Source organism: Brucella sp. IR073 (genome assembly GCF_049065735.1).
Classification (GTDB): domain Bacteria; phylum Pseudomonadota; class Alphaproteobacteria; order Rhizobiales; family Rhizobiaceae; genus Paramesorhizobium.
In genome coordinates this window covers 502,456-526,525 of sequence record NZ_JBAKHD010000002.1, presented here as the reverse complement: position 1 = coordinate 526,525, position 24,070 = coordinate 502,456, and the positions used below count along the sequence as shown (strand labels likewise).

Below are 24,070 nucleotides of genomic sequence, written 5' to 3'. Positions count from 1 at the left end.
AACTAAAACTAATAAACGCGCTTCTTGGGCGCGATCTTCGCCAAGCTGATGCCGCCTTCCGATTCCGTCGTCAGCGGATCGATATGGACCGGCCGGTAGCCGAGCTTGACCAGGCCATCCGGCTCCACCCAGGCCAGCGTATGCTTGCGCCAGTTGACGTCGTCGCGCTCGGGGAAATCCTCATGCGCATGCGCGCCACGGCTTTCCTTGCGGGCTTCCGCCGAAACGACGGTCGCCATCGCGTTGATCATCAGGTTTTCCAGCTCCAGCGTCTCCACCAGATCGGAGTTCCAGATCATCGAGCGGTCGGAAACCTTGATATCGGGCAGCTCGTGCCAGAGCTTTTCCATGCGCTCGACGCCTGATTTAAGCGATTCCGACGTGCGGAACACGGCGGCGTCTTCCTGCATGGTGCGCTGCATTTTCTCGCGCAGCTTCGCGGTCGGCGTATGGCCATCGGCGAAGCGGATGCGGTTGAAGCGGTCCATGATCTTGTCGACCGCTTCCTCGTTGATATCGGGGATCTTCGCGTCGCGGTCGATGACCTGCCCGGCGCGGATCGCCGCCGCGCGCCCGAACACCACGAGGTCGATGAGCGAGTTGGAGCCGAGACGGTTCGCCCCATGCACCGAGGCGCAGCCCGCCTCGCCCACGGCCATCAGGCCGGGCTGGACGCGGTCAGGATCCTCAGGCGTCGGGTTCAGCACCTCGCCCCAATAATTGGTGGGGATGCCGCCCATATTGTAGTGGACGGTCGGCAGCACGGGGATCGGCTCCTTGGTCAGATCGACGCCGGCGAAAATCTTCGCCGATTCCGAAATGCCCGGAAGCCGCTCATGCAGCACCGCCGGATCGAGATGATCGAGATGCAGATAGATGTGGTCCTTGTTCTTGCCGACGCCGCGTCCCTCGCGGATTTCCAGCGTCATGCAGCGGGAAACCACGTCGCGCGAGGCAAGGTCCTTGGCGGAAGGCGCATAGCGCTCCATGAAGCGTTCGCCCTCGGAATTGACGAGATAGCCGCCCTCGCCGCGTGCGCCCTCGGTGATGAGGCAGCCCGCGCCATAGATGCCGGTGGGATGGAACTGCACGAATTCCATGTCCTGCAGCGGCAGGCCCGCGCGCACGGCCATACCGCCGCCGTCGCCCGTGCAGGTATGCGCTGACGTCGCCGAGAAATAGGCGCGTCCGTAGCCGCCCGTCGCCAGCACCACCATCTTGGCGGCGAAGCGATGGATCGTGCCGTCATCGAGGTTCCACGCGACGACGCCGGTGCAGACCCCATCGGTCATGATGAGGTCGAGCGCGAAATATTCGACGAAGAACTGCGCATTGTTCTTCAGGCTCTGACCGTAGAGCGTGTGCAGGATGGCGTGACCGGTGCGGTCCGCCGCCGCGCAGGTGCGCTGCACCGGGGGGCCGTCGCCGAAATTCTGCATGTGGCCGCCGAAGGGCCGCTGGTAGATCTTGCCTTCCTCGGTGCGCGAGAATGGCACGCCGTAATGCTCCAGCTCATAGACAGCGGCAGGCGCCTCGCGCGCCAGATATTCCATCGCGTCCGTATCGCCCAGCCAGTCCGATCCCTTGACGGTATCGTACATATGCCACTGCCAGGAATCCGGCCCCATATTGCCAAGCGAAGCGGCAATGCCGCCCTGCGCCGCGACCGTGTGCGAGCGGGTGGGGAACACCTTGGTGATGCAGGCGGTTTTCAGGCCCTGTTCGGCCATGCCCAGCGTTGCGCGGAGGCCCGCGCCGCCCGCGCCAACGACCACTACATCGAATTTATGATCGACGAACTGATAGGATTTTCCGTCCGCGGCCTGAGGCGCGCGCTTTGTCGTTTTAGCCATAATGGCGATCAACCTCCGAAGCTGAGCTTGAGGATGGAGAAAATGCAGGCGACGCCGATCACGATCGTGAAGAACGTGTTCAGCATCAGGAAAATCACTTTCGCGCCTTCGCCATGCACATAGTCTTCAATGATGACCTGCATCCCGATACGCATGTGATAAAGCCCGGAGAGCAGCATCAGGATCATCACCAGCGCCGTCAGCGGATGCGACAGGGCCGCGCGCACCGTCGCAAAATCGGCGCCGTTCAGCGAGGCGATAAGGCCGACGAAGAACAGCATCAGCGGCACATTGGCGACGGCGGTCAGGCGCTGGCGCCAGAAATGCCCGGTTCCTTCCTTGGCGGAGCCGAGGCCCCGAACGCGGTTGAGAGGCGTGCGCATGTCTTTCATGAGCTTGTTCCCTTGAAGCCAGATCCGGCAAAGCGCAAAGCGGCGCCCCGCGCAGACCTGCGCAAAACTTACAGAAGCGCGACGATCCAGATGAGCAGCGTCAGCGCGACGGAGCCGATCACGGTCGCCCAAGCCATCTTCGAGGCCGTGTGCTTTTCAAGGCCGGTGATCGTATCCCAGATCAGATGGCGGATGCCGCCCAGCATATGATGTAGCAGCACCCAGGTGTAGCCGAAGAGGACGAGCCGGCCGAACCAGGAGCCGAAGAAGCCGTTGACGATGTTGAAAGCATCCTCGCTCGTCGCCGCCGTGATGAGCCAGAGCGCAACCAGCAGCGTGCCGGCATAAAGCGCGATGCCCGTGGCGCGATGCAGGATCGACATCGTCATCGTGATCGGCCATCTGTAAATGGTCAAATGCGGAGAAAGCGGGCGTTGGCGGGTGGCTATCGGTTTCGTCATGGCTGCCCCAGAAATGATTCCCAACTCATCGGCACGGATTCGGGCGAGGACGTACGAAAACCCTGCCTGCAATGGCGCGCGACCCGGATCGTGATCGGCTTGTTGCGGCGTTATCTACTGCTGTTTTTGCTTGGCGTCAAAGGTACTTAAACGTTTGGACCTAAGCATCTGGCCGCAATTTGCCGCACCTGCGAAGGCGGATCGACTTCAATCGGTTGAAAGGGGACATGCTCACGAAAGGTTTACCGCCCCGCTCTCCCCACCGTCATTCTCGCGTAATTGCTTCACTCCTACCCGTCCGTCACTTTCCTTGTCGCAGATTCTCGGGACAAGCCCGAGAATGACGACGGCGACCCGATCACCCACCGAAGTGAATCACGAAGCTCGTCCAGTCGGCGGGCGCTGCCACCTGTTCATAGAGCTTGCGCCCGTCCTCGGGCTGGCGCGGCGCGTTGAGGATGAGCTTCGACCAGCTGCGCTCCTCCGCCTTGTCGGCGAGCACGTCGATCAGCGCCTTGGCAATGCCTTTGCCGCGATGGTCGTGATGGACATAGATGTGATCGACCTGTCCGCAGCGCATTCCGGAAACCGGTTCCGGCAGGTCGTAGAAAATCACGAAGCCGACAAGCACCCCATCGAGCCGCGCCCCCGCAATCTCCGCCGCGCGGTCCTGCAACAGCTTCTCGGCATAATACTCGTCCGGCCGCCTTGGTGCGCCGCGCTTCAGCGCCTGAGCGTAGCTGGCCAGCAGCGGCGCGAATTCATGCGCATCGCGCAAATGCAGAAGCGAGATATCGACGGCGTGGGTGGCTTGGCTTTCGGACATGGGGCAGAATCCTTTCCATCAGGAATAGTGTCATCCTATCGGAATTATTCAAACAGCTTTTTGAGCGCGGACAGTGCCCGATAAAACCTCATTCGGATGTCAATCATGCCGTCCGCCCGCCTCCGGGGGGGCGCAGTTCCACGATCTTTTGCTGGTCCACGAAGGGCAAAGCCAGGCGCACGCAGTTGCGGCCGGCTTTCTTGGCGTCATAAAGCGCATTGTCGGCGCGGCGCATAAGGTCGGAGAGCGCATCGCCGTCCTGCAGTTCCGCCACGCCGAAGCTCGCGGTGAAACGGCTGTCTTCCGGCAGGTCCCGCACCCGCCGGTTGGCGAAGTTGGTGCGCGCCTTCTCGGCGAAGAGACGCGCCGTTTGCAGGCCCCTCCCCGGCAGCAATATGGCGAATTCCTCGCCGCCGATGCGCGCCAGCACATCCTGTTCCCCAGCGATCTCCTTGAGGCCCGCGGCAAAGGCCGAGATCACGGAATCGCCGAGCCCATGCCCATAGGTGTCGTTGATCATCTTGAAACTGTCGAGGTCGCAGATGATGAGGGAGAGGGGCGCGTTCGCGCGCTTCGCTTGCGCCACCGCCGCCTCGCTTTTGACCTCGAAGCCGCGCCGGTTCAGAAGCCGTGACAAGACGTCGGTTTCCGAGCGCGCCGACATATCCGCCATCAGGTCGCGCGTCAGGATCACCAGCATGAGAAGGCCGTTGGCGACCGAAAGCGCCGCCCCGATCGTCTGCGAGAACAGCGCGTATCGCGTATGGATATAATCCTGCGGCGTCAGGCCCATCCCGCCCGCGGCGATGGCGAGATAAGGCTTCAGCAGGAAATGCGCCGCGCTTGTGAGAAGAAGCGCGAAGAGCAGCATGTCCATGAGCCCGCGCGCCCGCGACTTCAGAATGATATAATTGTTGAGGCAGAGAAGGACGAAGTAAGGCGTCTGGTAGAGAAGCATGCCCAGAAGCGTCACGCGCGCGATGTCATAGATGGAGTAGACCATCACGAGCGAGCCCACCGACAGGACCGCAAGCAGCAGCCAGGGCACACGCACCCCATATTTGTCGGCCATGCCGACGGTGACGCAGATGAGCGTACCAAGGAAAGTGCTGAATGCCAGCATATAGCCGAGCATCGGATTGCCGATCGACGGCACCAGCAATTCCGCCCCGAAATTCATCATCGCGAAGACGAAGGCAAGGGCGAACAAGCGGGCGGAAATATAGGTCTTCTCGTAAACGGCAATGCCGAGAAACGCGACCGCAAACAGCCCCGCGACAACCATATTGATGGTGAGAACGAAATTGGCGCCACTCATCTCATATTTTGCCCCCGCTTGGCGAAACGCTTAATCAGGCGAGTACAAGGAAGCGTAAATCGCCACGCTTGCGGAACGAAATTTATTCGGAAAACCCGAATCGCTTGTAATATGGTTAATAAAAAGGCGGACGGAGCGCTTTGACGCTCCGTCCGCGAGATCAGCCGAATCTAACCCGCTACTTCCACTCGCGAATATCGACGAAATGCCCTGATATCGCGGCGGCCGCCGCCATGGCGGGCGAGACGAGATGGGTGCGTCCCTTGAAGCCCTGGCGGCCTTCGAAATTGCGGTTCGAGGTGGAGGCGCAGCGCTCGCCCGGCTTCAATCGGTCGTCGTTCATGGCGAGACACATGGAGCAGCCCGGCTCACGCCAGTCGAATCCAGCCTCGATGAAGATCTTGTGCAGCCCCTCGGCTTCCGCCTGCTGCTTGACGAGGCCCGAGCCCGGCACGATCATCGCGCTCACCGTCGGGGCAACCTTGCGGCCTTCCACCACCTTCGCCACGGCGCGCAGATCCTCGATGCGGCCATTGGTGCAGGAGCCGATGAATACGCGGTCAAGCGCGATATCGGTGATCTTCGTGCCCGGCTTCAGGCCCATATAGTCAAGCGCGCGCCACTTCGACGCCCGCTTGGTCTCGTCCGCGATTTCGTCAGGGTTCGGCACCTCGCCGGTCACAGCCACCACATCCTCGGGCGATGAACCCCACGAGACGATGGGCGGCAGATTGGCAGCGTCAAGCGTGACGACCTTGTCGAAATGCGCGCCTTCATCCGATTTCAGCGTCCGCCAATAGGCGATGGCCTGTTCCAGCGCCTCGCCCTTGGGTGCGCGCGGCTTGCCCTTGATATAGTCGAAGGTGGTTTCGTCCGGCGCAATCAGCCCGGCCCTTGCGCCGCCCTCAATCGACATATTGCAGATCGTCATGCGGCCTTCCATCGACAGCGAGCGGATCGCCTCGCCCGCATATTCAATGACATAGCCGGTGCCGCCCGCCGTGCCGATCTCGCCGATGATGGCGAGGATGATGTCCTTCGCCGTCACGCCCTCGGGGAGCTTGCCATCGACCCGCACCAGCATGTTCTTGGCCTTCTTCTGGATCAGCGTCTGGGTGGCGAGCACATGCTCCACCTCTGACGTGCCGATGCCATGCGCCAGCGCGCCGAACGCGCCATGGGTGGAGGTGTGGCTGTCGCCGCAAACAATCGTCATGCCCGGCAGCGTGAAGCCCTGCTCCGGCCCGACAATATGGACGATGCCTTGGCGGATATCGTTTTCCGAGTAATATTCGACACCGAAATCGGCGGCATTCTTCGCCAGCGCCTCGACCTGGATGCGGCTTTCCTCGTTCTTGATGCCGTTCTTGCGGTCGGGGGAGGTTGGAACATTGTGATCGACCACGGCGAGCGTCTTCTCGGGATGACGCACCTTGCGCCCGGCCATGCGCAAGCCTTCGAAGGCCTGCGGGCTCGTCACCTCATGCACGAGATGGCGGTCGATATAGATGAGGCAGGTGCCGTCGTCCTGACGATCCACCAGATGGTCGTCCCAGATTTTGTCATAGAGAGTGCGGGGTGCGCTCATGGCTCTTGTCCGTTCCTGAAATCAAAGCAAAGGGGAAAATTGGGTATGCCAGAAGAAGGCCTGGCAAGCCTGGGCAGCCTTAGCTAAGTCGGCTGGTGAGCGCCCCGGAAACGCGCGCGGAAAAGCGTTGCGGCAGCCGCTTGCGGTCCTGCAGCACGAACACTTTATGCCCGTTCCATTCGTTTCTCGAATTCATGCGGCTGTTGTACCAACCTTTGCCGCCTCGGGCAATTGAAATAGAATTGTTCTAACGCCGGTCTCGCTGACGTCGCATGGATCGCAACGACACTAATTCCGGATCACGAGGTCGAAAGACTTCGGCGGACAGACGCATTCGAAATAGTAGCTCTCTACGTCATCCCAAATTGCGTGCCACGCCGCTAAAGTGTCCTCTCCGCCTTGTTCGCGCGCAGCGGCTCGTGCATGTCGGACTTTGGGCGGCACATCTACAATCCCGGCAAGATCTATTAAATCTCTTAAAAACGGTGACGCTGAATAAGCTCCCTCGAGCAAAATTATAGACGCAGGCTCGGCTACTGTAAATTCGTCCTTGAGGCTGTAAGTACCATCTTTGCCTAGACCTCGCCCAAAATCGAATGCCCGCCACCGCGCGGTCTTCCGCCTAATAAGAGGCTCAACAGCCTCACAGCGAACGCGGCTCCACTCGAAAACGCCGTTTAAACGCTCCACCACGGTCATTCGGGCCAATCGGACTCAGGAATGCGCGTTTGATAAAAATCATCAAGCGGAACCAAGGTGATATGCGTCAGTTTCGCCAATCTTTTCGAAATAGTGGACTTGCCGGAGCCGCTTCCTCCGTCAAGTGCCATGACAACCGGACGCGCCAGCCCGGCGCGCAGAGCTTCTATTCTCTCAAGGATGTCGAGTTCGGGCGACCTCATTGGGGTTCTCTGAATGCTTCGTCAAGCGCCCATCCTTTATGAGGCTGCCGGAAACCTAGGCCCGTTGCAAGAAAATAAAAGGCGACCCGGAGGCCGCCTTTTAAACACTTTCAATTCTTTCGAATTTATTCCGCCGCGGGAGCGGCAGCCTCGGGTGCCGCGGTCTCTTCCACGGCCACCTTGCCCTTGCGATTGTCTTTCTTCTCGACAATGCGGGCGGCCTTGCCGGTCAGACCGCGCAGGTAGTAGAGCTTGGCGCGGCGCACCTTGCCGCGGCGAACCACTTCCACGGCTTCCACCGCCGGGGAGTAGACCGGGAACACGCGCTCGACGCCTTCGCCATAGGAAATCTTGCGGACGGTGAAGTTCTCATGGAGACCGGAGCCGGAACGGGCAATGCAGACGCCCTCATAGGCCTGCACGCGAGTACGGGTGCCCTCGGTGACGCGCACCTGCACGCGAACCGTGTCGCCCGGCTTGAAATCGGGGAGCGTGCGCTTTTCGGCGATCTTGGCGGCCTGCTCGGCTTCGAGCTGACGAATAATGTCCATGCGTCTAATCCTCTCGTTCTTCTCGAACGGTCAGAGCGCTCGACGCTTGCTGCACAGTCTCGTGGCCGGGCAGCTATGCCTTGCGGCAGGAGCGGGTTCACCATTCATTGGTTGCTGGATTTCGGGATTTTCCCCCGAGTTTGCGTGGCTGATACACCATTGCCGCCAATGAATCAATACGCAGGTATCGCGCGTATCGTTTCGTATCGTCCCATATACGCCTAAGAGAGCTGCTTAAAACCTATTTGCCCTTCGCCTTCCGGTACGCTTCCCAAAGGTCCGGCCGCCTTTCCCGTGTGATGCGCTCCGCCTCCGCGCGCCGCCATTTGTCGATGGCGCCATGATTGCCTGAGGTGAGGATTTCCGGAATCGCCCGTCCCTCCCAAATCTGAGGCCGCGTATATTGCGGGTGCTCCAGAAGCCCGGTTTCGAAGCTTTCCGTCTCGCCCGATTCCTCATTGCCCATCACGCCGGGTAGCAGCCGCACCACCGCATCGAGCAGCACGAAGGCCGCCGTCTCACCGCCCGAGAGGATATAGTCGCCGATGGAAATCTCTTCGAGCTGACGCCCTTCGATCACGCGCTCGTCGACGCCCTCGAAGCGTCCGCACAGGAGGATCGCGCCGGGTCCTTCCGCCAATGCGCGCACCCGCTTCTGGGTCAACGGCTCGCCGCGCGGGCTCATCAGCAATCTGGGCCGGTCGTCAGCCACATGGTCGATGGCGCGCGCCACCACATCGGGCTTCATCACCATGCCCGCGCCGCCGCCCGCCGGAGTGTCGTCCACCATGCGGTGCTTGCCTTGCGCGAAATCACGGATCTGCACCGTCTCCAGCCGCCATTTTTCTTCCGCCAGCGCCTTGCCCGCCAGGGAAATACCGAGCGGCCCGGGGAACATTTCGGGATAAAGGGTCAGAACCGTCGCGCGAAAACTCATTTGTCAGGCCCATCCGTATCATCGTCGGCGACGAGCCCGGCAGCTACAGGGTCAACCACCAGACGCCCACCTTTAAGGTCGATTTCCGGAACCGCGCTTTGGGTAAAGGGGATGAGATAGGGCTTGCGACCCTGCATCGACAGCTCAAGCAGATCGCCGCCGCCGAAATCGAACACCGCCGTCACCTCGCCGATGGGCGCGCCGTCGAGATCCACCGCTTCGAGGCCGATCAGGTCTTCGTGGTAAAATTCGTCTTCCTCGAGTTCCTCCGGTAATTGCGCCCGGTCGATGAACAGCTCCGTTCCGTTCAGTCCTTCCGCCGCCGTGCGGTCATTGACACCCTTGAACCGTACGACAACGACCGTCTTGGACGGCCGGATTTCAAGGATTTCGAAGCTGCGGCCCGTATTGTCATAGAGCAGGCCGTAATCAGCGAGCGCGAGGGGATCACCGGTAAAGGTCTTCACTCGCACTTCGCCGCGTGTGCCATGCGCCGCGCCGACAATGGCCATCAGCACCGGATTTTCTGGTTTGGGCATGGGGTTCCTTATCCGCGCCAATCATTTGTCGCTTGCGGCTTACCAGAAGTCCGGAAAAACAAGCAACCACTCTGTAATATATGGGTGGCATGGTCGGGGCACGACCGGGGATAGATCATGACCGCCAAACCCGCCCAGACCGAATTCCTCGTCCCCGCGCAAGACGATCTCATCGCCGCGCGGATGGAATGGCTGAACGCGCTGAAGAACACGCGCCGCCTGTCCCAGAACACGCTGGATGCCTATGAGCGCGATACGCGGCAGTTCCTGCAATTCCTGACCGGCCATCTGGGCGGCCCGCCCTCGCTGAAGGATGTGAGCGCGCTGCGTGTTGCCGATCTGCGCTCATTCCTGGCGAACCGGCGCAATGGCGGCGCGGGCGCGCGCACGCTCGGGCGCGGGCTGGCCGGCATCCGCTCACTGCTGCGCCATCTGGAAAGGCAGGGCCTCGCCAATGCCGCCGGGGCATGCGCCATCCGCGCGCCGCGCCAGCCCAAATCCTTGCCGAAGCCCCTCGCCGCGGCGGAGGCGAAGCGTGTCGTGGAGGCGGGCGAACAGCTTGCCGAGGAGCCATGGATCGCCGCGCGCAATGCCGCCGTGCTCACCCTGCTTTATGGCTGCGGCCTGCGCATTTCCGAGGCGCTTGGCCTAGACGGTGGCGATCTCCTCGATGCCACCGCCCGCTCCATCCCGATCAAGGGCAAGGGCGGCAAGACCCGGCTCGTGCCGCTGCTGCCGGTGGTTCACCGCGCCGTGGACGCCTATCGCCGCCTCTGCCCCTATGATCTCGCGCCCGGCACGCCCCTCTTTCGCGGCGCGCGCGGCGGCCCGTTGCAGCCTGCGATCATCCAGCGCGAAATGCAGAAGCTGCGCAGCGCCCTGAACCTGCCCGACACGGCGACCCCGCACGCCCTGCGCCACTCCTTCGCCACGCATCTGCTCGCCGCTGGCGGCGATCTGCGCGCCATCCAGGAACTGCTCGGCCACGCCAGCCTGTCGACGACACAGATCTATACGGGCGTAGACACCGCACGGCTGCTAGAGATTTACGACAAGGCTCATCCAAGGGCGTAGTCTTCATCGGAACGAATCCAAACCTTTGGCGTTTTACTTTCATGGTGGGGGCGTTGCTCAATCGATGGAGGAGAGCGCAATGGTTGACCCACTCGACCCCAACCTGCAGCCAGGCAGGCAAAGCACGGTCAATGACCCTGTCGTAAACCGTCCGCGCCCGATGGATAGCGGCGCGGCCCGTCCGGGCGTGTCCAGCAGCACCTATATCTGGGCTGTCGTCCTGCTCGTTATTGTCGTGGGCGCGGTGTATTATATCTATTCAGGGAGCGATAGGGCCAGCGCCCCGCCGCCGCCGCAACCGGCTACGCCGACAGCACCGGCTCCCTAAATCAAAAGCCCGGATCGCTCCGGGCTTTTGATTTTGGTCAATAAGGCCAAAGCCTTAAATATGAATAGGCTTGAAGAAGGTCGCGAGGGCCGCTTCGCGCACGGCTTCCGACATGGTCGGATGCGCGTGGCAGGTGCGGGCAAGGTCCTCCGACGAGCCGCCGAATTCCATCAGCACGGCGAGTTCATGGATCATTTCGCCGGCGCCGAACCCCAGAATATGCGCGCCGAGCACCTTGTCCGTCGCCTTGTCGGCGAGGATCTTAACGAAGCCATCCGTGTGCAGCATGGCGCGGGCGCGGCCGTTGGCGGTGAAGGGGAACTTGCCGACCTTATAGTCGATGCCGGCGGCCTTCAGCTCTTCCTCGGTCTTGCCGACGGTAGCCACTTCCGGCTGGGTATAGACGACGCTGGGGATGACGTCGTAATTCACATGACCGGCCTGGCCGGCGATGATCTCCGCCACGGCAACACCTTCGTCTTCCGCCTTGTGCGCCAGCATCGGGCCTTTCACCACGTCGCCGATGGCATAGATGCCAGGCACATTGGTGCGCCAGTGATCGTCGATCGCCACACGGCCGCGTTCATCGAGCGTAACGCCGGCCGCTTCGAGATCCAGCCCTTCGGTGTAAGGCTTGCGCCCGGTCGCCACCAGCACCGCATCCGCCTCGATGATCTCGGCATCGCCGCCCTTGACCGGCTCGAACGTAACCTTCGCGCCCTTCTTGAGCTTCTCGACGCCGGTCACCTTTGCACCGAGCTTGAATTCGATGCCCTGCTTCTCCAGCAGGCGCTGGAACTGACGCGACACCTCGCCGTCCATGGAGCCGAGGATCTTGTCGAGATATTCGACCACCGTGACTTTTGCGCCGAGACGCGCCCAGACCGAGCCGAGCTCCAGCCCGATGACGCCGCCGCCGACCACGACGAGACGGCCGGGCACCTTGTCGAAGGAAAGCGCGCCGGTGGAGGAGACGATCACCTTCTCATCGAAGGCGACATCCACGCCTGGAATGCCGGCAACGTCGGAGCCGGTGGCGATGATGATGTTCTTCGTCTCGATCTCCTGCACGGAGCCGTCTTCCGCCGTCACCGAGACCTTGCCCGGCGCGACCACTTTGCCGGTGCCGATGAAGGTGTCGATCTTATTCTTCTTGAACAGGAACTCGACGCCGTTGACATTGGCCTTCACCGTAGCGTCCTTATGCGCCAGCATCTTCGCAAGGTTCAGCTTTGGCGAAACCTCGACACCCAGCGCATCGAAGGAGTGGCCCGCCTCGGCAAAGACTTCCGAGGCGTGGAGCAGCGCCTTGGAGGGGATGCAGCCGATATTGAGGCAGGTGCCGCCGAAGGTCTTGCGCTTTTCCACGACCGCGACCTTCAGACCAAGCTGCGCCGCCTTGATGGCCGCGACATAACCTCCGGGTCCCGTTCCGATGACGACGACATCGTAAGACATTGAGCTATCCTTTCTTGCGCCCTTTACTCAGCAGGCGCGCATTCCTTGAAACGAAAAACTTCCCAAGATAGCGGCTGGGCCGGCTTGGCCGCGCCGAAATCGAACGAATCGAGCGCGCCGACAAGATCGGGGAACAGCAGCGCCTGCGCCGCCGGTTCATCCGCCTTTGGCAAGAGATCAGCCTCCGCCCCCTCCTTCAGCGCATAGATGACGCCCTGCCACAGGGTGCAGGCCTCGATCTCATCGCCCGTCACATCGCCGGTGGGGCAATTATACATGATCATGCCGCTCGGCCGCGCCACGCCATCGGTCCACATCACCACGCCGTCAAGCTTGAAGGCGCTTTTCCGGCCGTCCGCCGCGCCGTCCTTCTGCGTGATGGTGAATTCGTTGGAGGTGGTGACAGGCGCGTCTTTCGGCGCGGGCTTGAAGGCCAGCACATAATGGTCGTCGCGGTCGCTATAGACAGCGCGGTCCTGCGTGCAGGCGGCATAGGCGGAAAGCGGCGCGGACAAGCTCGCGCCGGCCATTGCCATCACCGCGATTTTTCGGATCACGCCCATCCTTCCGCCTCCCGTTCAATTCGCCTGCTGCGCGGCGAGCCGGATACCGAGGCCTATAAAGACCAAGCCGGTCACGCGGTTGAACCACCGGCCCCAGGCGGTAAAGCGCTCGCGCACCGCGGCGAGCGTGAAGAAGGTGGACACACCGACGAACCAGGCGATCAGCGTCGTCGCCATGATGAGCCCGTAGACGCCCTGAATGGCGATGGGCGTTTCATGGCTGACCAGCGAGGAGAACAGCGACAGGAAGAACAGCACCGCCTTGGGATTGAGCGCGTTGGTGACGAACCCCATCAGGAAGCAGCGCGTTGCCGAAATCCGCTTCGCAGCGATGGCTTCCTCGCCGAGATCGGCGGAGACATCGGGCGTCCCTGCGTCCTTCTCTCTCAGCGCCTTGATGCCGAGATAGATGAGATAGGCCGCGCCGGCCCATTTGAGGACGGAGAAGAGCAGAAGCGATTGCGATACGATCAGCCCGAGGCCAAGGATCGTATAGCTGATATGAAACAGGATCGAGCAGCCGATGCCGACGCTGGTGATGATCGCCGCGCGGCGTCCATGCACGATGCTCTGCCGCACGACAAGCGCAAAATCCGCCCCCGGTGAGATGATCATGATCGACCACACCGCCATCAGCCCGGCAAATTCGATGAGGTAATGGGTCATGGTCTCTCCGCCCCTCCCCTCGTCATCCTCGGGCTTGACCCGAGGATCCACGACAAGGGAGCACTAACACTTCCACCGCATCGACGCGTTCCAGTAAGCAGGAACTGCGCGGTATACCACGTGACGTCTTTACGATCCCGTAGCGAATGACAACACCGTTCCTGCCACCTTGCCGTGGATCCTCGGGTCAAGCCCGAGGATGACGACTGTAGAAGGGTGAGATCAGGAACGAGCGTTTCCATCGAGCATAAGCCGGCCTTACAAATCCAGCACCAGCCGCTCCGGATCCTCCAGTGTCTCCTTCACGCGCACGAGGAACGTTACGGCTTCCTTGCCGTCCACGATACGATGATCATAGGATAGCGCCAGATACATCATCGGGCGGATGACGATCTGCCCGCCGACAACCACCGGACGCTCCTGGATCTTGTGCATGCCGAGAATGCCGGACTGCGGCGCGTTGAGGATCGGCGTCGACATCAGCGAGCCATAGACGCCGCCATTCGAGATGGTGAACGTGCCGCCCTGCATATCCGCCACGGAAAGCTGGCCGTCGCGCGCGGCCTTGCCGAGCCGGCCGATTTCCTTTTCGATCTCCGCGATCGTCATCTCGTCGGCATTGCGCACCACCGGAACCACCAGGCCCTTGTCGGTGCCCACGGCCACGGCGATATTGCAATAGTTCTTGTAGATGATGTCGGTGCCGTCGATCTCGGCATTGACCGCCGGGATTTCCTTCAGGGCATGGGTCACCGCCTTGGTGAAGAAGCCCATGAAGCCCAGCTTCACGCCATGCTTCTTCTCGAAAAGCTCCTTGTAGCGGTTGCGCAGATCCATGACCGGCTTCATGTCCACCTCGTTGAAGGTGGTCAGCATCGCCGCCGTGTTTTGCGCGTCCTTCAGGCGCCGCGCGATGGTCTGGCGCAGGCGCGTCATCTTCACCCGCTCCTCGCGCGCCGCATCGTCGGGAGCCGATGCTGGGCGCGCCGCCTGCGGCGCTGCCGGAGCCTGTGCCGAGACGCCCTTGGCGAGCGCTTCCAGCACATCGCCCTTCAGCACCTGGCCGCGCTTGCCCGAGCCTTCCACCTGGTCGGCGGAAACGCCGGCTTCGGACAGAAGCTTGGCGGCGGAGGGAGCCGGAGCCATGGCAGGGCCGGAAGCGGAAGGCGCGGGTGCGGAGACAGGAGCCGAGGTCTTCGGCGCTTCCGCCGCGGGCTTCGGCTCTTCCTTCTTCGCAGCCGGAGCAGCAGCGGCGCCGCCGGCCTCGATCATTCCCAAGAGTGCGCCGGGCTCGACCGTATCGCCTTCCTTGGCCACGATCTCGCCGAGCGTTCCGGCCGCGGGGGCAGGAACTTCCACGGTGACCTTGTCGGTTTCGAGCTCGACCAGCGGCTCGTCGGCGTTCACGGTGTCGCCTGCCTTCTTGAACCACTTTCCGATGGTTGCCTCACTGACGGATTCCCCGAGGGTGGGAACGCGGATTTCGGTCGCCATGATCTTGTTCTTCCGTTTCGGTGTAAGTCGTTTCGCTTTATGGTTTTCAGGAGCCGAGCGCGTCTTCCAGAAGCGCTTCGAGCTGCGACAGATGCTTGGACATCAGGCCCGTGGCCGGAGAGGCCGCCGCCGGACGGCCGGCATAGCGCACCCGCTGATGCTTGGCGTCGATATGGGCGAGCACCCATTCCAGATACGGATCGATGAACGACCAGGCGCCCATGTTCTTCGGCTCTTCCTGGCACCACACCATCTCCGCGCCGCGGAAGCGTGAAAGCTCCGTGATCAGCGCCTTGGCCGGGAACGGATAGAGCTGCTCGATGCGAAGCAGGTAGACATCGTCGATGCCGCGCTTCTCGCGTTCCTCGTAGAGGTCGTAATAGACCTTGCCCGAGCACATGACTACGCGGCGGATCTTCGAATCCTTGGCAAGCTTGATCGGCTGGTCCTTGAGATATTGCGCATCGTCCCAGAGAAGGCGATGGAACGCACTCTCGCCCGACATCTCGGCCAGCGTCGAGACCGCGCGCTTGTGGCGCAGCAGCGACTTGGGCGTCATCAGGATCAGCGGCTTGCGGAAGTCGCGTTTCATCTGCCGGCGCAGGATGTGGAAGTAGTTAGCCGGCGTCGTGACGTTCGCCACCTGCATGTTGTCTTCCGCGCAAAGCTGGAGGAAACGCTCCAGGCGCGCCGACGAATGCTCCGGCCCCTGACCCTCATAGCCATGCGGCAGCAGGCAGACGAGGCCCGACATGCGCAGCCATTTGCGCTCGCCCGAGGAGATGAACTGGTCGAACACCACCTGCGCGCCATTGGCGAAATCGCCGAACTGCGCTTCCCAGAGCGTCAGGCCTTGAGGCTCGGCCAGCGAGTAACCATAGTCGAAGCCCAGCACCGCCTCTTCCGAGAGCATCGAGTTGATGACCTCGTAGAGTGCCTGCCCCTTCTGCAGATTGTTGAGCGGGATATAGCGCTGCTCGGTCTCCTGATCGTAGAGCACCGAATGGCGCTGCGAGAAGGTGCCGCGCTCCACATCCTGCCCCGAAAGACGGATCGGATGGCCTTCGATGGCAAGCGAACCGAAGGCCAGCGCCTCGGCGGTCGCCCAGTCGATGCCTTCGCCCGTTTCGATCATCTTGGCGCGGTTGTCGAGGAAGCGCTGGATCGTGCGGTGGACATGGAAGCCTTCGGGCACTTCCACCAGCTTCTTGCCGATTTCCTTTAGCGTCTTGACAGGCACGGCGGTCTTGCCGCGGCGCTGCTCGTCCTCATTGTCGGCCTTGCGCAGGCCAGACCACGCGCCGTCAAGCCAATCGGCCTTGTTTGGCTTATAGCTCTGCCCGGCCTCGAACTCGCTTTCGAGCTTGGCACGCCAGTCGGCCTTCATCTTCTCCACTTCGTCGGCAGTGATGAGACCTTCGGCGATGAGCTTGTCGCTATAGACCTGCACCACGGTCTTGTGGGCGCGGATCTCCTTGTACATCAAGGGCTGCGTGAACGCCGGCTCGTCGCCTTCGTTATGGCCGAAGCGGCGATAGCAGAACATGTCGATGACAACGGGCTTGTGGAAGATCATGCGGAATTCGGTCGCGACTTTCGCCGCGAACACCACCGCTTCCGGGTCGTCACCATTGACGTGGAAAATCGGCGCTTCCACCATCTTCGCCACATCCGACGGATAGGGCGAGGAGCGCGAGAAGGCCGGATTGGTCGTGAAACCGATCTGGTTGTTGATGATGACATGGACCGTGCCGCCGACCCGGTAACCCTTGAGGCCCGAAAGCCCGAAGCACTCCGCCACCACGCCCTGACCGGCAAAGGCCGCGTCGCCATGGATCAGCAGCGGCATCACCTTAGCGCGCTCGGAAAGCGGCACCACCTCGTCGCGTGTGCCGCGTCCGGCGAGCTGGTCCTGCTTGGCGCGGGCCTTGCCCATCACGACAGGGTTGACGATTTCAAGATGCGACGGGTTCGCCGTCAGCGACAGGTGAACCTTGTTGCCGTCGAACTCGCGGTCGGAGGAAGCGCCCAGATGGTACTTCACGTCGCCCGAGCCTTCCACATCGTCAGGCGCGGCGGAACCGCCCTTGAACTCGTGGAAGATCGCGCGGTGCGGCTTCGCCATGACTTGGGAGAGCACGTTGAGACGGCCGCGATGCGCCATGCCGAGCACGACTTCTTTCAGACCCATCTGGCCGCCGCGCTTGACGATCTGCTCCAGCGCCGGGATCAGCGATTCGCCGCCGTCGAGACCGAAGCGCTTGGTGCCCTTATACTTGACGTCGAGGAACTGCTCAAAGCCCTCAGCCTCGATCAGCTTAGACAGGATCGCCTTCTTACCCTCGGGCGAGAACGCGATGCCCTTGTCCGGCCCTTCGATGCGCTCCTGAATCCAAGCCTTCTCAGCGGGATCGGAAATATGCATGAACTCGACGCCGATGGTCGAGCAATAGGTGCGCTTGAGGATCTCGAGCATTTGCGGGATCGTCGCGTATTCGAGACCCAGCACATTGTCGATGAAGATCTTGCGGTCGTAATCGGCAGGCGTGAAACCATAAGTCTCCGGCGCCAGTTCCTTGTAATCCTCCGGCGGCTCGGCAAGGCCCAGCGGGTCGAGCTTGGCATGCAGATGGCCGCGCATGCGGTAGGCGCGGATCATCATGATCGCGCGGACGGAATCGCGCGCCGCATTGGTGATTTCCGCTTCGGTCAGAGCCGGAGCGGCGGCGCCATTGGCCGCAGCCTTACCCGACTTCGCCTTAAGCTTGTCGGTGATGTGCGTCTCGACTTGCGCCCAATTGCCGTCGAGGGCGGAAACGAGCTCGCCATTGGCGACGACCGGCCAGTCCGGCTTGGCCCATGACGCGCCTTCGGCGTTCTTCCTTACATCCTTCGCATCGTCCTTGAGCGTGGCGAAGAAATCGCGCCATTCGGGATCGACCGAAGCGGGGTCCGCCTCATATTTTGCGTAGAGTTTCTCGATATAGTCGGCATTGCCGCCATAGAGAAACGAAGTAAGGGCGAAAACGTCGTTGGCTTGCTCTTGCCTTGCCATCATATTTGCCGGAGTGTCCGCTCCGTCTCCTTTAGAGTTGAATAGCAAGCAAGGTAATAAGGCAGTATGACGCCAATATTTCCTTGCCTAATCTATTGCTTACTCTCTCAATACTTCGAAAGGGACTAGGGCGATAAGGCAACAGGCAGCAAGATTAATAATCCCTTACTGCCTTATTCCCCTATTCCCTTACTCCCTTAACCCTTCAGCACCTCGACAAGCGTCTTGCCGAGCTGTGCCGGCGACGGGGAAACGCGGATGCCCGCCGATTCCATCGCCGCGATCTTGTCTTCCGCGCCGCCCTTGCCGCCGGAAATGACCGCACCGGCATGGCCCATGGTGCGTCCCGGAGGAGCCGTCCGGCCGGCGATGAAGCCGACCATCGGCTTCTTGCGGCCCTTCTTGGCTTCGTCCTTGAGGAACTGCGCCGCGTCCTCTTCGGCAGAACCGCCGATCTCGCCAATCATCACGATCGACTTGGTCTCGTCATCGGCCAGGAACATCTCGAGGATGTCGATGAATTCCGTGCCCTTGACCGGATCGCCGCCGATGCCGACAGCTGTGGTCTGGCCGAGGCCTTCGTTCGACGTCTGGAACACAGCTTCATAGGTAAGCGTGCCCGAGCGCGAAACAACACCCACGGAGCCCTTCTTGAAGATATTGCCCGGCATGATGCCGATCTTGCATTCCTCGGGCGTCAGAACGCCCGGACAGTTCGGTCCGAGAAGACGCGAATTCGACCGGTCGAGCCGTGCCTTCACCTTGACCATGTCCATCACAGGAATGCCCTCGGTGATGCAGACGATCAGCGGAATTTCCGCATCGATGGCCTCGATGATCGCGGCAGCCGCGCCTGCGGGCGGCACATAGATGACCGATGCATTCGCGCCGGTCGCTTCCTTGCCTTCGGCGACGGTCGCGAAGATCGGGAGCTTTTCGCCCTTGGAGCCTTCCCAGGTCTCTCCGCCCTTCTTCGGGTTGATGCCGCCGACCATCTGCGTGCCGTAATAGGCCAGCGCCTGCTCGGTATGGAAAGTGCCGGTCTTGCCGGTCAGGCCTTGAACGAGAACTTTGGTGTCTTTGTTGACGAGAATGGACATATCTTAGTTCCCCTTCACCGCAGCGACGATCTTCTGCGCCGCATCGTCGAGATCGTCGGCCGAAATGACATTGAGGCCGCTCTCGTTGATGATCTTCTTGCCGAGTTCGACATTGGTGCCTTCGAGGCGCACGACCAGCGGAACCTTGAGGCCCACTTCCTTCACCGCCGCGATCACGCCTTCGGCGATGACGTCGCACTTCATGATGCCGCCGAAGATGTTGACGAGGATGCCCTCGACCGCCGGGTCAGCGGTGATGATCTTGAACGCCGCCGTCACCTTCTCCTTGGAAGCGCCGCCGCCGACATCGAGGAAGTTCGCAGGCTCCGCGCCGTAGAGCTTGATGATGTCCATCGTCGCCATGGCAAGGCCGGCGCCATTGACCATGCAGCCGATATTGCCGTCGAGCGCGACATAGGCGAGGTCATACTTGGACGCTTCGATTTCCTTGTCGTCTTCCTCGGTCGTGTCGCGCAGCTCGACAACATCCGGGTGACGGAACAGGGCGTTGTTGTCGAACGACACCTTGGCGTCGAGAACACGAAGATGGCCGTCCTTCATCACGATCAGCGGATTGACCTCGAGCAGGCTCATATCCTTCTCGGTGAAGGCCTTGTAGAGGATCGGGAACAGCTTCAAACCGTCTTCACGCGCCGCGCCTTCCAGCTTCAGCGCATCGGCGAGCTTGTTCGAGTCGGCGTCCGTCACGCCCGTCTCCGGGTCGATGGCGAGCGTCACGATCTTTTCAGGCGTCTCTTCGGCCACCGCCTCGATATCCATGCCGCCTTCCGTCGAGACGACAAAGGCCGGACGGCCGACCGTGCGGTCGATCAGGATCGAGAGATAGAGCTCGCGATCGATATCCGCGCCGTCCTCGATATAGAGGCGGTTCACCTGCTTGCCGGCGGGGCCGGTCTGCTTGGTGACGAGCGTATTGCCAAGCATTTCCTTGACGTTGGCGACCACTTCGTCGACCGACTTGGCGAGGCGCACGCCGCCCTTGGCATCGGGGCCGAGCTCCTTGAACTTGCCCTTGCCGCGACCGCCGGCGTGGATCTGGCTCTTGACCACATAGAGCGGGCCCGGAAGCGACTTCGCCCACTCTTCCGCCTGCTCGACGGAATAGACGGCCACGCCATTGGCGATCGGCGCGCCGTAGGAGTGGAGCAGGCGCTTGGCCTGATATTCATGAATGTTCATGCGGGAATGTCCTTTGTCGGATGGCTAGCCGCGAATTTAGCATGATCCCGAAAAGTTGCAGACTTTTCGGATAAGATCATGCGAGCAAAAAACTCACGGAACATATCCAGATGATGGTGAACCGAACGTGATGGCTAAATCACGTTCGGTTGAACTTTTTATTTCAAGTTCGGCGCGATGGTTTCGCAGGCGTCGCAGAGGCCCTTGACCGCCGCGACCGACTTGTCGAACTGCGCCTTCTCGTCCGCGTCGAGCGAAATCTCGATGATGCGTTCCACGCCGTTGGCGCCGATCACGACCGGCACGCCGACATACATATCGCTAACGCCATACTGGCCGGAAAGATGCGCGGCGACCGGAAGCACGCGCTTCTTGTCCTTCAGATAGGCTTCCGCCATCTGGATGGCCGAGGCGGCGGGCGCATAATAGGCCGAGCCGGTCTTCAGCAGGCCGACGATCTCCGCGCCGCCGTCGCGCGTGCGCTGGATGATGTTGTCGAGGTTCTGCTGTGTCGTCCAACCCATCTTGACGAGGTCCGGCAGCGGAATGCCCGCGACCGTCGAATAGCGCGCCAGCGGCACCATCGAGTCGCCGTGACCGCCGAGCACGAAGGCCGTCACGTCTTCCACCGACACGCCGAATTCTTCGGCGAGGAAATAGCGGAAGCGGGCCGAGTCGAGCACGCCCGCCATGCCGACGACCTTGTTCTGCGGGAGGCCGGAGAATTTCTGCAGCGCCCAGACCATGGCGTCGAGCGGATTGGTGATGCAGATGACGAATGCGTTGGGCGCATATTGCTTGATGCCCGCGCCCACCTGCTCCATGACCTTGAGGTTGATGCCCAGAAGGTCGTCGCGGCTCATGCCCGGCTTGCGCGGCACGCCGGCGGTGACGATCACCACATCCGCGCCCGCGATGGCTGCATAGTCGTTCGCACCCGTGAACTTCGCGTCGAAACCATCGACCGGCGAGGATTCGGCAATGTCGAGGCCCTTGCCCTGCGGCGTGCCTTCGGCGATATCGAACAGGACAACGTCCCCGAGTTCCTTGAGCCCGGCCAGATGGGCGAGCGTGCCGCCGATCATGCCAGCGCCGATAAGGGCGATCTTGTTGCGTGCCATGCTGGTTTTCTTCCCTGAACTGTGGTGCCAAGAAACGCTTGGAAAACCTGAGGCAGCCTCCCCGAAAGTCCCAAGCAGCTGGGCAAGTCGATAGGCCTGTTTGAAAAAGAACTCAACCGATTCTTTTGTGATCAATATTTTCAATCGGTTAGAAATATAATGTCTTACGTAAACGTCAATTAATTTTGGCGGATCAATGGCGGAGTGGTCTCATGATCGTCATCCTCGGGCTTGTCCCGAGGATCTGCCAACGTCTCCATCCGTCGCTACGGGCTTTATTGACTTACGATTTTGTGCACCCTCGGCAGATCCTCGAGACAAGCCCGAGGATGACGACGCGGCGGCGCTGTGCCCTTAAACGCCAGCCGCATCTTCCGCAACCACCCGCGGATCGCCCGCCTCCGCCGCTTCGAGATATTCCTGCGATTGCATCTCGAACAATCGTGACGCCGTGCGCTCGAACTCGAATGCCTCCGTACCCGACGGCGCCGAATAGAGCTTGTCCGGTGTCGCCTCGGCGGACATCACCAGCCGGGCGTGATGGTCGTAGAGCGTATCAATCAGCAGGATAAACCGCTTGGCCTCGTTGCGCCGCGAATAATCAAGTACCGGCACGTCGTCGATAAAAATCGTGTGATAGCGGCGGACGACCGCCATGTAATCCGACGCGCCGAGCGGTTTGGTGCAGAGGTCGCCGAAGGAGAAACGCGCTGCCTTGCCCGCCGCGCGCGGGACAGCCACCTCATGGCCTTTCACGACCAGAACGTCTGAATGTTCCTTCGCGCCGTCAGTCGCCACGGCCCACGCCGCGTCCATCTGGCGCTTCGCCTCCTCCCCCAGCGGCGTCACATAGACCGGCTGGCGGTTGAGCTTCTCAAGCCGGTAATCCGTGCGCGCATCGAGATTGACGACATCCACATGGGTCTTCAGCAGATCGATAAAGGGCAGGAAGAGCTGGCGGTTGAGCCCGTCACGGTAGAGATTATCAGGCGCGACATTCGACGTCGCCACCAGCACCACGCCGCGCTCGAACAGTGCGCCGAAGAGCCGCGACAGGATCATCGCGTCGGCAATATCGGTCACCGTGAACTCGTCGAAGCACAGGACCCACGCTGCCTCCGCTAGAGCTTCCGCAACCGGCGGGATCGGGTCTTCCTGCTTCGTCTCACCGCGCTTGAAGGCCTGCCGGTGGGCGTGAATGCGCTCATGCACATCAGCCATGAAATCGTTGAAATGCGCCCGGCGCTTCCGCTTAACCGGCACCAGCCCATAGAACATATCCATGAGCATGGTCTTGCCGCGCCCGACCTCGCCATAGACGTAAAGGCCCTTGACCGGCGCGCGATTCGCCGCCTTGCGCGCGAACAGCCAGCCAAGCGCGCTCGTCTTCTTGGAAAGGCGCTTTTCGCCGATCTCCTCGATCAGCCGGTCGAACCGGTCCGCAAGCGCGCGCTGTTCCGCGTCCGGATTGATTTCTCCGGCGGCAGCCAGCGCATCGTAACGCTCGCGGACAGACGGAAACGCCTTCAGCTTCTGGTCAAAGGACATTTCCGTTCCGCCAATTGTGCTTTAACGCGAGAGGCTGATGGCCTGGCCGCTGGAGGTCTGCCCGTCGAAACGGCCTTCGCTGGACGAATAGAGCGTCGCCACCGTGCCGCCGGATTTGTCATAGAGGGCGAGCTGCTTGCCGTTGACCGTCCAGGAACCGAGATTGGCGAGTTCCGCAGGGCATTTCAGCGGACCGGCGCGATAGCCCTGGCCGAATTTCGTCTGCGGCGTCGCGATCTTGCAGGTCTGCCCCGCGATCGAAGCCGTCCAGACCCCGGCGACCTTGCCGGGCGTCAGCTCCGCCGCGGTTTCGGGCGGCAGGCTGGCCATCTGCGTGCCCTCGCCCGGAGCCGTGCCTTGCGGCCCGGAGGGCGGAGCCGGAAATTGCGATGCGCCGGGCGCAGGCAGCGCGCTCGCTTGCACATTGCCGGTGGGCGCAGCCCGCAAGGGCGGCGGCGGAGGGGGAGGCGATACGGTGTCGAGATTACCCATCCGCTCGCTCTGGCAGCCAGCAGCAAGGATGGCGACCGCTGCAAGGCTCATCAGCCCCGCCTTCGAAATGCCCCTCGTCCTTGAAATCTCCATCACTATCTCCTCTGCGAGAGCCGAGCCTCGTATTCCCGGCACTGCCTTTGGTCAATCAATATTCCAGAGCATGTCCCGAAAAGTAGGAGACTTCTCAGGAAAGACCATGCGACTAAAGCCATGGTGATAAAATGGCGATGTTGGCGAAAATGCAACCGGGCGCACAGTTTTTAGCCGCCATAGCCACCCCGGCCCCGCATTTCAGCCGAAAAAACTCCATGACTGGGGCATGGATGCCACACCCTTCTCTACGAAGCGGACCGGCAACAACGGAACCGGAACGGGCTTCAAATCATTGAAGAACTGTACTTCCGATTAAACCGTTAAGGGGACTGATTATGCTGCATTGGATTATCGTACTTTTCATCGTGGCGGTCATCGCCAGCTTTTTGGGTTTTCATGGAATCGCCGGGGTCGCCGCAACGGGCGTCAGGCTGCTGATTTTCGTCGGCCTTATCCTGCTGCTGCTCGCGGTCCTCTTCGGCGGCTTCATCCCGCGCTGACGGCGGCT

23 protein-coding genes are annotated in these 24,070 nt (G+C 61.5%); 3 read left to right on the top strand and 20 right to left on the bottom strand.

Features of this window, described 5'->3' with window-relative positions:
• Positions 1–8 precede the first annotated feature (8 nt).
• The 10 genes from sdhA to rimM form a co-directional block, all read right to left on the bottom strand.
• A complete protein-coding gene (sdhA, locus tag ACOWVG_RS06330; RefSeq protein ID WP_420960675.1) occupies positions 9–1,853 on the bottom strand; it encodes a succinate dehydrogenase flavoprotein subunit in 1,845 nt (614 codons plus the stop codon).
• Between the two features lie 8 nt (positions 1,854–1,861).
• Complete coding sequence (gene sdhD / locus ACOWVG_RS06325) at positions 1,862–2,245, bottom strand: succinate dehydrogenase, hydrophobic membrane anchor protein (RefSeq protein ID WP_420960673.1); 384 nt, start codon at positions 2,243–2,245, stop codon at positions 1,862–1,864.
• A 68-nt stretch (positions 2,246–2,313) separates the two neighbouring features.
• Positions 2,314–2,706, bottom strand: a complete 393-nt coding sequence (gene sdhC / locus ACOWVG_RS06320) for a succinate dehydrogenase, cytochrome b556 subunit (RefSeq protein ID WP_420960671.1) — start codon at positions 2,704–2,706, stop codon at positions 2,314–2,316.
• A 358-nt stretch (positions 2,707–3,064) separates the two neighbouring features.
• The gene (locus ACOWVG_RS06315) at positions 3,065–3,532 is read right to left on the bottom strand and encodes a GNAT family N-acetyltransferase (protein ID WP_420960669.1); all 468 of its coding nucleotides are present in this window, start codon (positions 3,530–3,532) and stop codon (positions 3,065–3,067) included.
• Between the two features lie 103 nt (positions 3,533–3,635).
• Positions 3,636–4,850 (bottom strand): GGDEF domain-containing protein, encoded by a 1,215-nt coding sequence (locus ACOWVG_RS06310; protein WP_420960667.1) that lies wholly within the window; start codon positions 4,848–4,850, stop codon positions 3,636–3,638.
• 178 nt (positions 4,851–5,028) lie between these two features.
• Positions 5,029–6,438: a 3-isopropylmalate dehydratase large subunit gene (leuC, locus tag ACOWVG_RS06305; protein ID WP_420960665.1), complete on the bottom strand. Its 1,410-nt coding sequence runs from the start codon at positions 6,436–6,438 to the stop codon at positions 5,029–5,031.
• Positions 6,439–7,133: 695 nt separating this feature from the next.
• A complete protein-coding gene (locus ACOWVG_RS06300) occupies positions 7,134–7,340 on the bottom strand; it encodes a hypothetical protein (RefSeq protein ID WP_420960663.1) in 207 nt (68 codons plus the stop codon).
• A 125-nt stretch (positions 7,341–7,465) separates the two neighbouring features.
• Positions 7,466–7,891, bottom strand: a complete 426-nt coding sequence (rplS, locus tag ACOWVG_RS06295) for a 50S ribosomal protein L19 (RefSeq protein ID WP_420960660.1) — start codon at positions 7,889–7,891, stop codon at positions 7,466–7,468.
• A gap of 241 nt (positions 7,892–8,132) precedes the next feature.
• The gene (trmD, locus tag ACOWVG_RS06290; protein WP_420960658.1) at positions 8,133–8,828 is read right to left on the bottom strand and encodes a tRNA (guanosine(37)-N1)-methyltransferase TrmD; all 696 of its coding nucleotides are present in this window, start codon (positions 8,826–8,828) and stop codon (positions 8,133–8,135) included.
• Complete coding sequence (rimM, locus tag ACOWVG_RS06285) at positions 8,825–9,367, bottom strand: ribosome maturation factor RimM (protein WP_420960656.1); 543 nt, start codon at positions 9,365–9,367, stop codon at positions 8,825–8,827. The genes trmD and rimM overlap by 4 nt, the downstream gene beginning before the upstream one ends.
• A gap of 117 nt (positions 9,368–9,484) precedes the next feature.
• Here rimM and ACOWVG_RS06280 point away from each other — a divergent pair, with 117 nt between their 5' ends.
• Positions 9,485–10,441, top strand: a complete 957-nt coding sequence (locus tag ACOWVG_RS06280) for a tyrosine recombinase XerC (protein WP_420960654.1) — start codon at positions 9,485–9,487, stop codon at positions 10,439–10,441.
• Positions 10,442–10,520: 79 nt separating this feature from the next.
• On the top strand, positions 10,521–10,769 hold the full coding sequence (locus ACOWVG_RS06275) for a hypothetical protein (protein ID WP_420960652.1): 249 nt from the start codon (positions 10,521–10,523) through the stop codon (positions 10,767–10,769).
• Positions 10,770–10,823: 54 nt separating this feature from the next.
• On the opposite strand, the gene lpdA is transcribed toward ACOWVG_RS06275, so the two are convergent.
• The 10 genes from lpdA to ACOWVG_RS06225 form a co-directional block, all read right to left on the bottom strand.
• A complete protein-coding gene (gene lpdA / locus ACOWVG_RS06270; RefSeq protein ID WP_420960650.1) occupies positions 10,824–12,227 on the bottom strand; it encodes a dihydrolipoyl dehydrogenase in 1,404 nt (467 codons plus the stop codon).
• Between the two features lie 23 nt (positions 12,228–12,250).
• Positions 12,251–12,790 carry a hypothetical protein gene (locus ACOWVG_RS06265; RefSeq protein WP_420960648.1) on the bottom strand — a complete coding sequence of 180 codons (540 nt, stop codon included), beginning with the start codon at positions 12,788–12,790 and terminating at the stop codon, positions 12,251–12,253.
• A gap of 15 nt (positions 12,791–12,805) precedes the next feature.
• The gene (locus tag ACOWVG_RS06260) at positions 12,806–13,456 is read right to left on the bottom strand and encodes a LysE family translocator (RefSeq protein ID WP_420960646.1); all 651 of its coding nucleotides are present in this window, start codon (positions 13,454–13,456) and stop codon (positions 12,806–12,808) included.
• Between the two features lie 258 nt (positions 13,457–13,714).
• Positions 13,715–14,950 (bottom strand): 2-oxoglutarate dehydrogenase complex dihydrolipoyllysine-residue succinyltransferase, encoded by a 1,236-nt coding sequence (odhB, locus tag ACOWVG_RS06255; RefSeq protein WP_420960644.1) that lies wholly within the window; start codon positions 14,948–14,950, stop codon positions 13,715–13,717.
• A 46-nt stretch (positions 14,951–14,996) separates the two neighbouring features.
• A complete protein-coding gene (locus tag ACOWVG_RS06250; RefSeq protein ID WP_420960643.1) occupies positions 14,997–18,005 on the bottom strand; it encodes a 2-oxoglutarate dehydrogenase E1 component in 3,009 nt (1,002 codons plus the stop codon).
• A 197-nt stretch (positions 18,006–18,202) separates the two neighbouring features.
• The gene (sucD, locus tag ACOWVG_RS06245; protein ID WP_420960642.1) at positions 18,203–19,105 is read right to left on the bottom strand and encodes a succinate--CoA ligase subunit alpha; all 903 of its coding nucleotides are present in this window, start codon (positions 19,103–19,105) and stop codon (positions 18,203–18,205) included.
• Positions 19,106–19,108: 3 nt separating this feature from the next.
• Entirely contained in the window at positions 19,109–20,305 is a 1,197-nt protein-coding gene (gene sucC / locus ACOWVG_RS06240) for an ADP-forming succinate--CoA ligase subunit beta (protein WP_420960640.1), read from the bottom strand.
• Positions 20,306–20,463: 158 nt separating this feature from the next.
• Entirely contained in the window at positions 20,464–21,426 is a 963-nt protein-coding gene (gene mdh / locus ACOWVG_RS06235) for a malate dehydrogenase (protein ID WP_420960639.1), read from the bottom strand.
• Between the two features lie 354 nt (positions 21,427–21,780).
• Entirely contained in the window at positions 21,781–22,974 is a 1,194-nt protein-coding gene (gene zapE / locus ACOWVG_RS06230; RefSeq protein WP_420960638.1) for a cell division protein ZapE, read from the bottom strand.
• Between the two features lie 21 nt (positions 22,975–22,995).
• The gene (locus tag ACOWVG_RS06225) at positions 22,996–23,559 is read right to left on the bottom strand and encodes a protease inhibitor Inh/omp19 family protein (protein ID WP_420960637.1); all 564 of its coding nucleotides are present in this window, start codon (positions 23,557–23,559) and stop codon (positions 22,996–22,998) included.
• A gap of 338 nt (positions 23,560–23,897) precedes the next feature.
• Here ACOWVG_RS06225 and ACOWVG_RS06220 point away from each other — a divergent pair, with 338 nt between their 5' ends.
• The gene (locus ACOWVG_RS06220) at positions 23,898–24,062 is read left to right on the top strand and encodes a DUF1328 domain-containing protein (RefSeq protein WP_420960636.1); all 165 of its coding nucleotides are present in this window, start codon (positions 23,898–23,900) and stop codon (positions 24,060–24,062) included.
• The last annotated feature ends 8 nt before the right edge of the window (positions 24,063–24,070 follow it).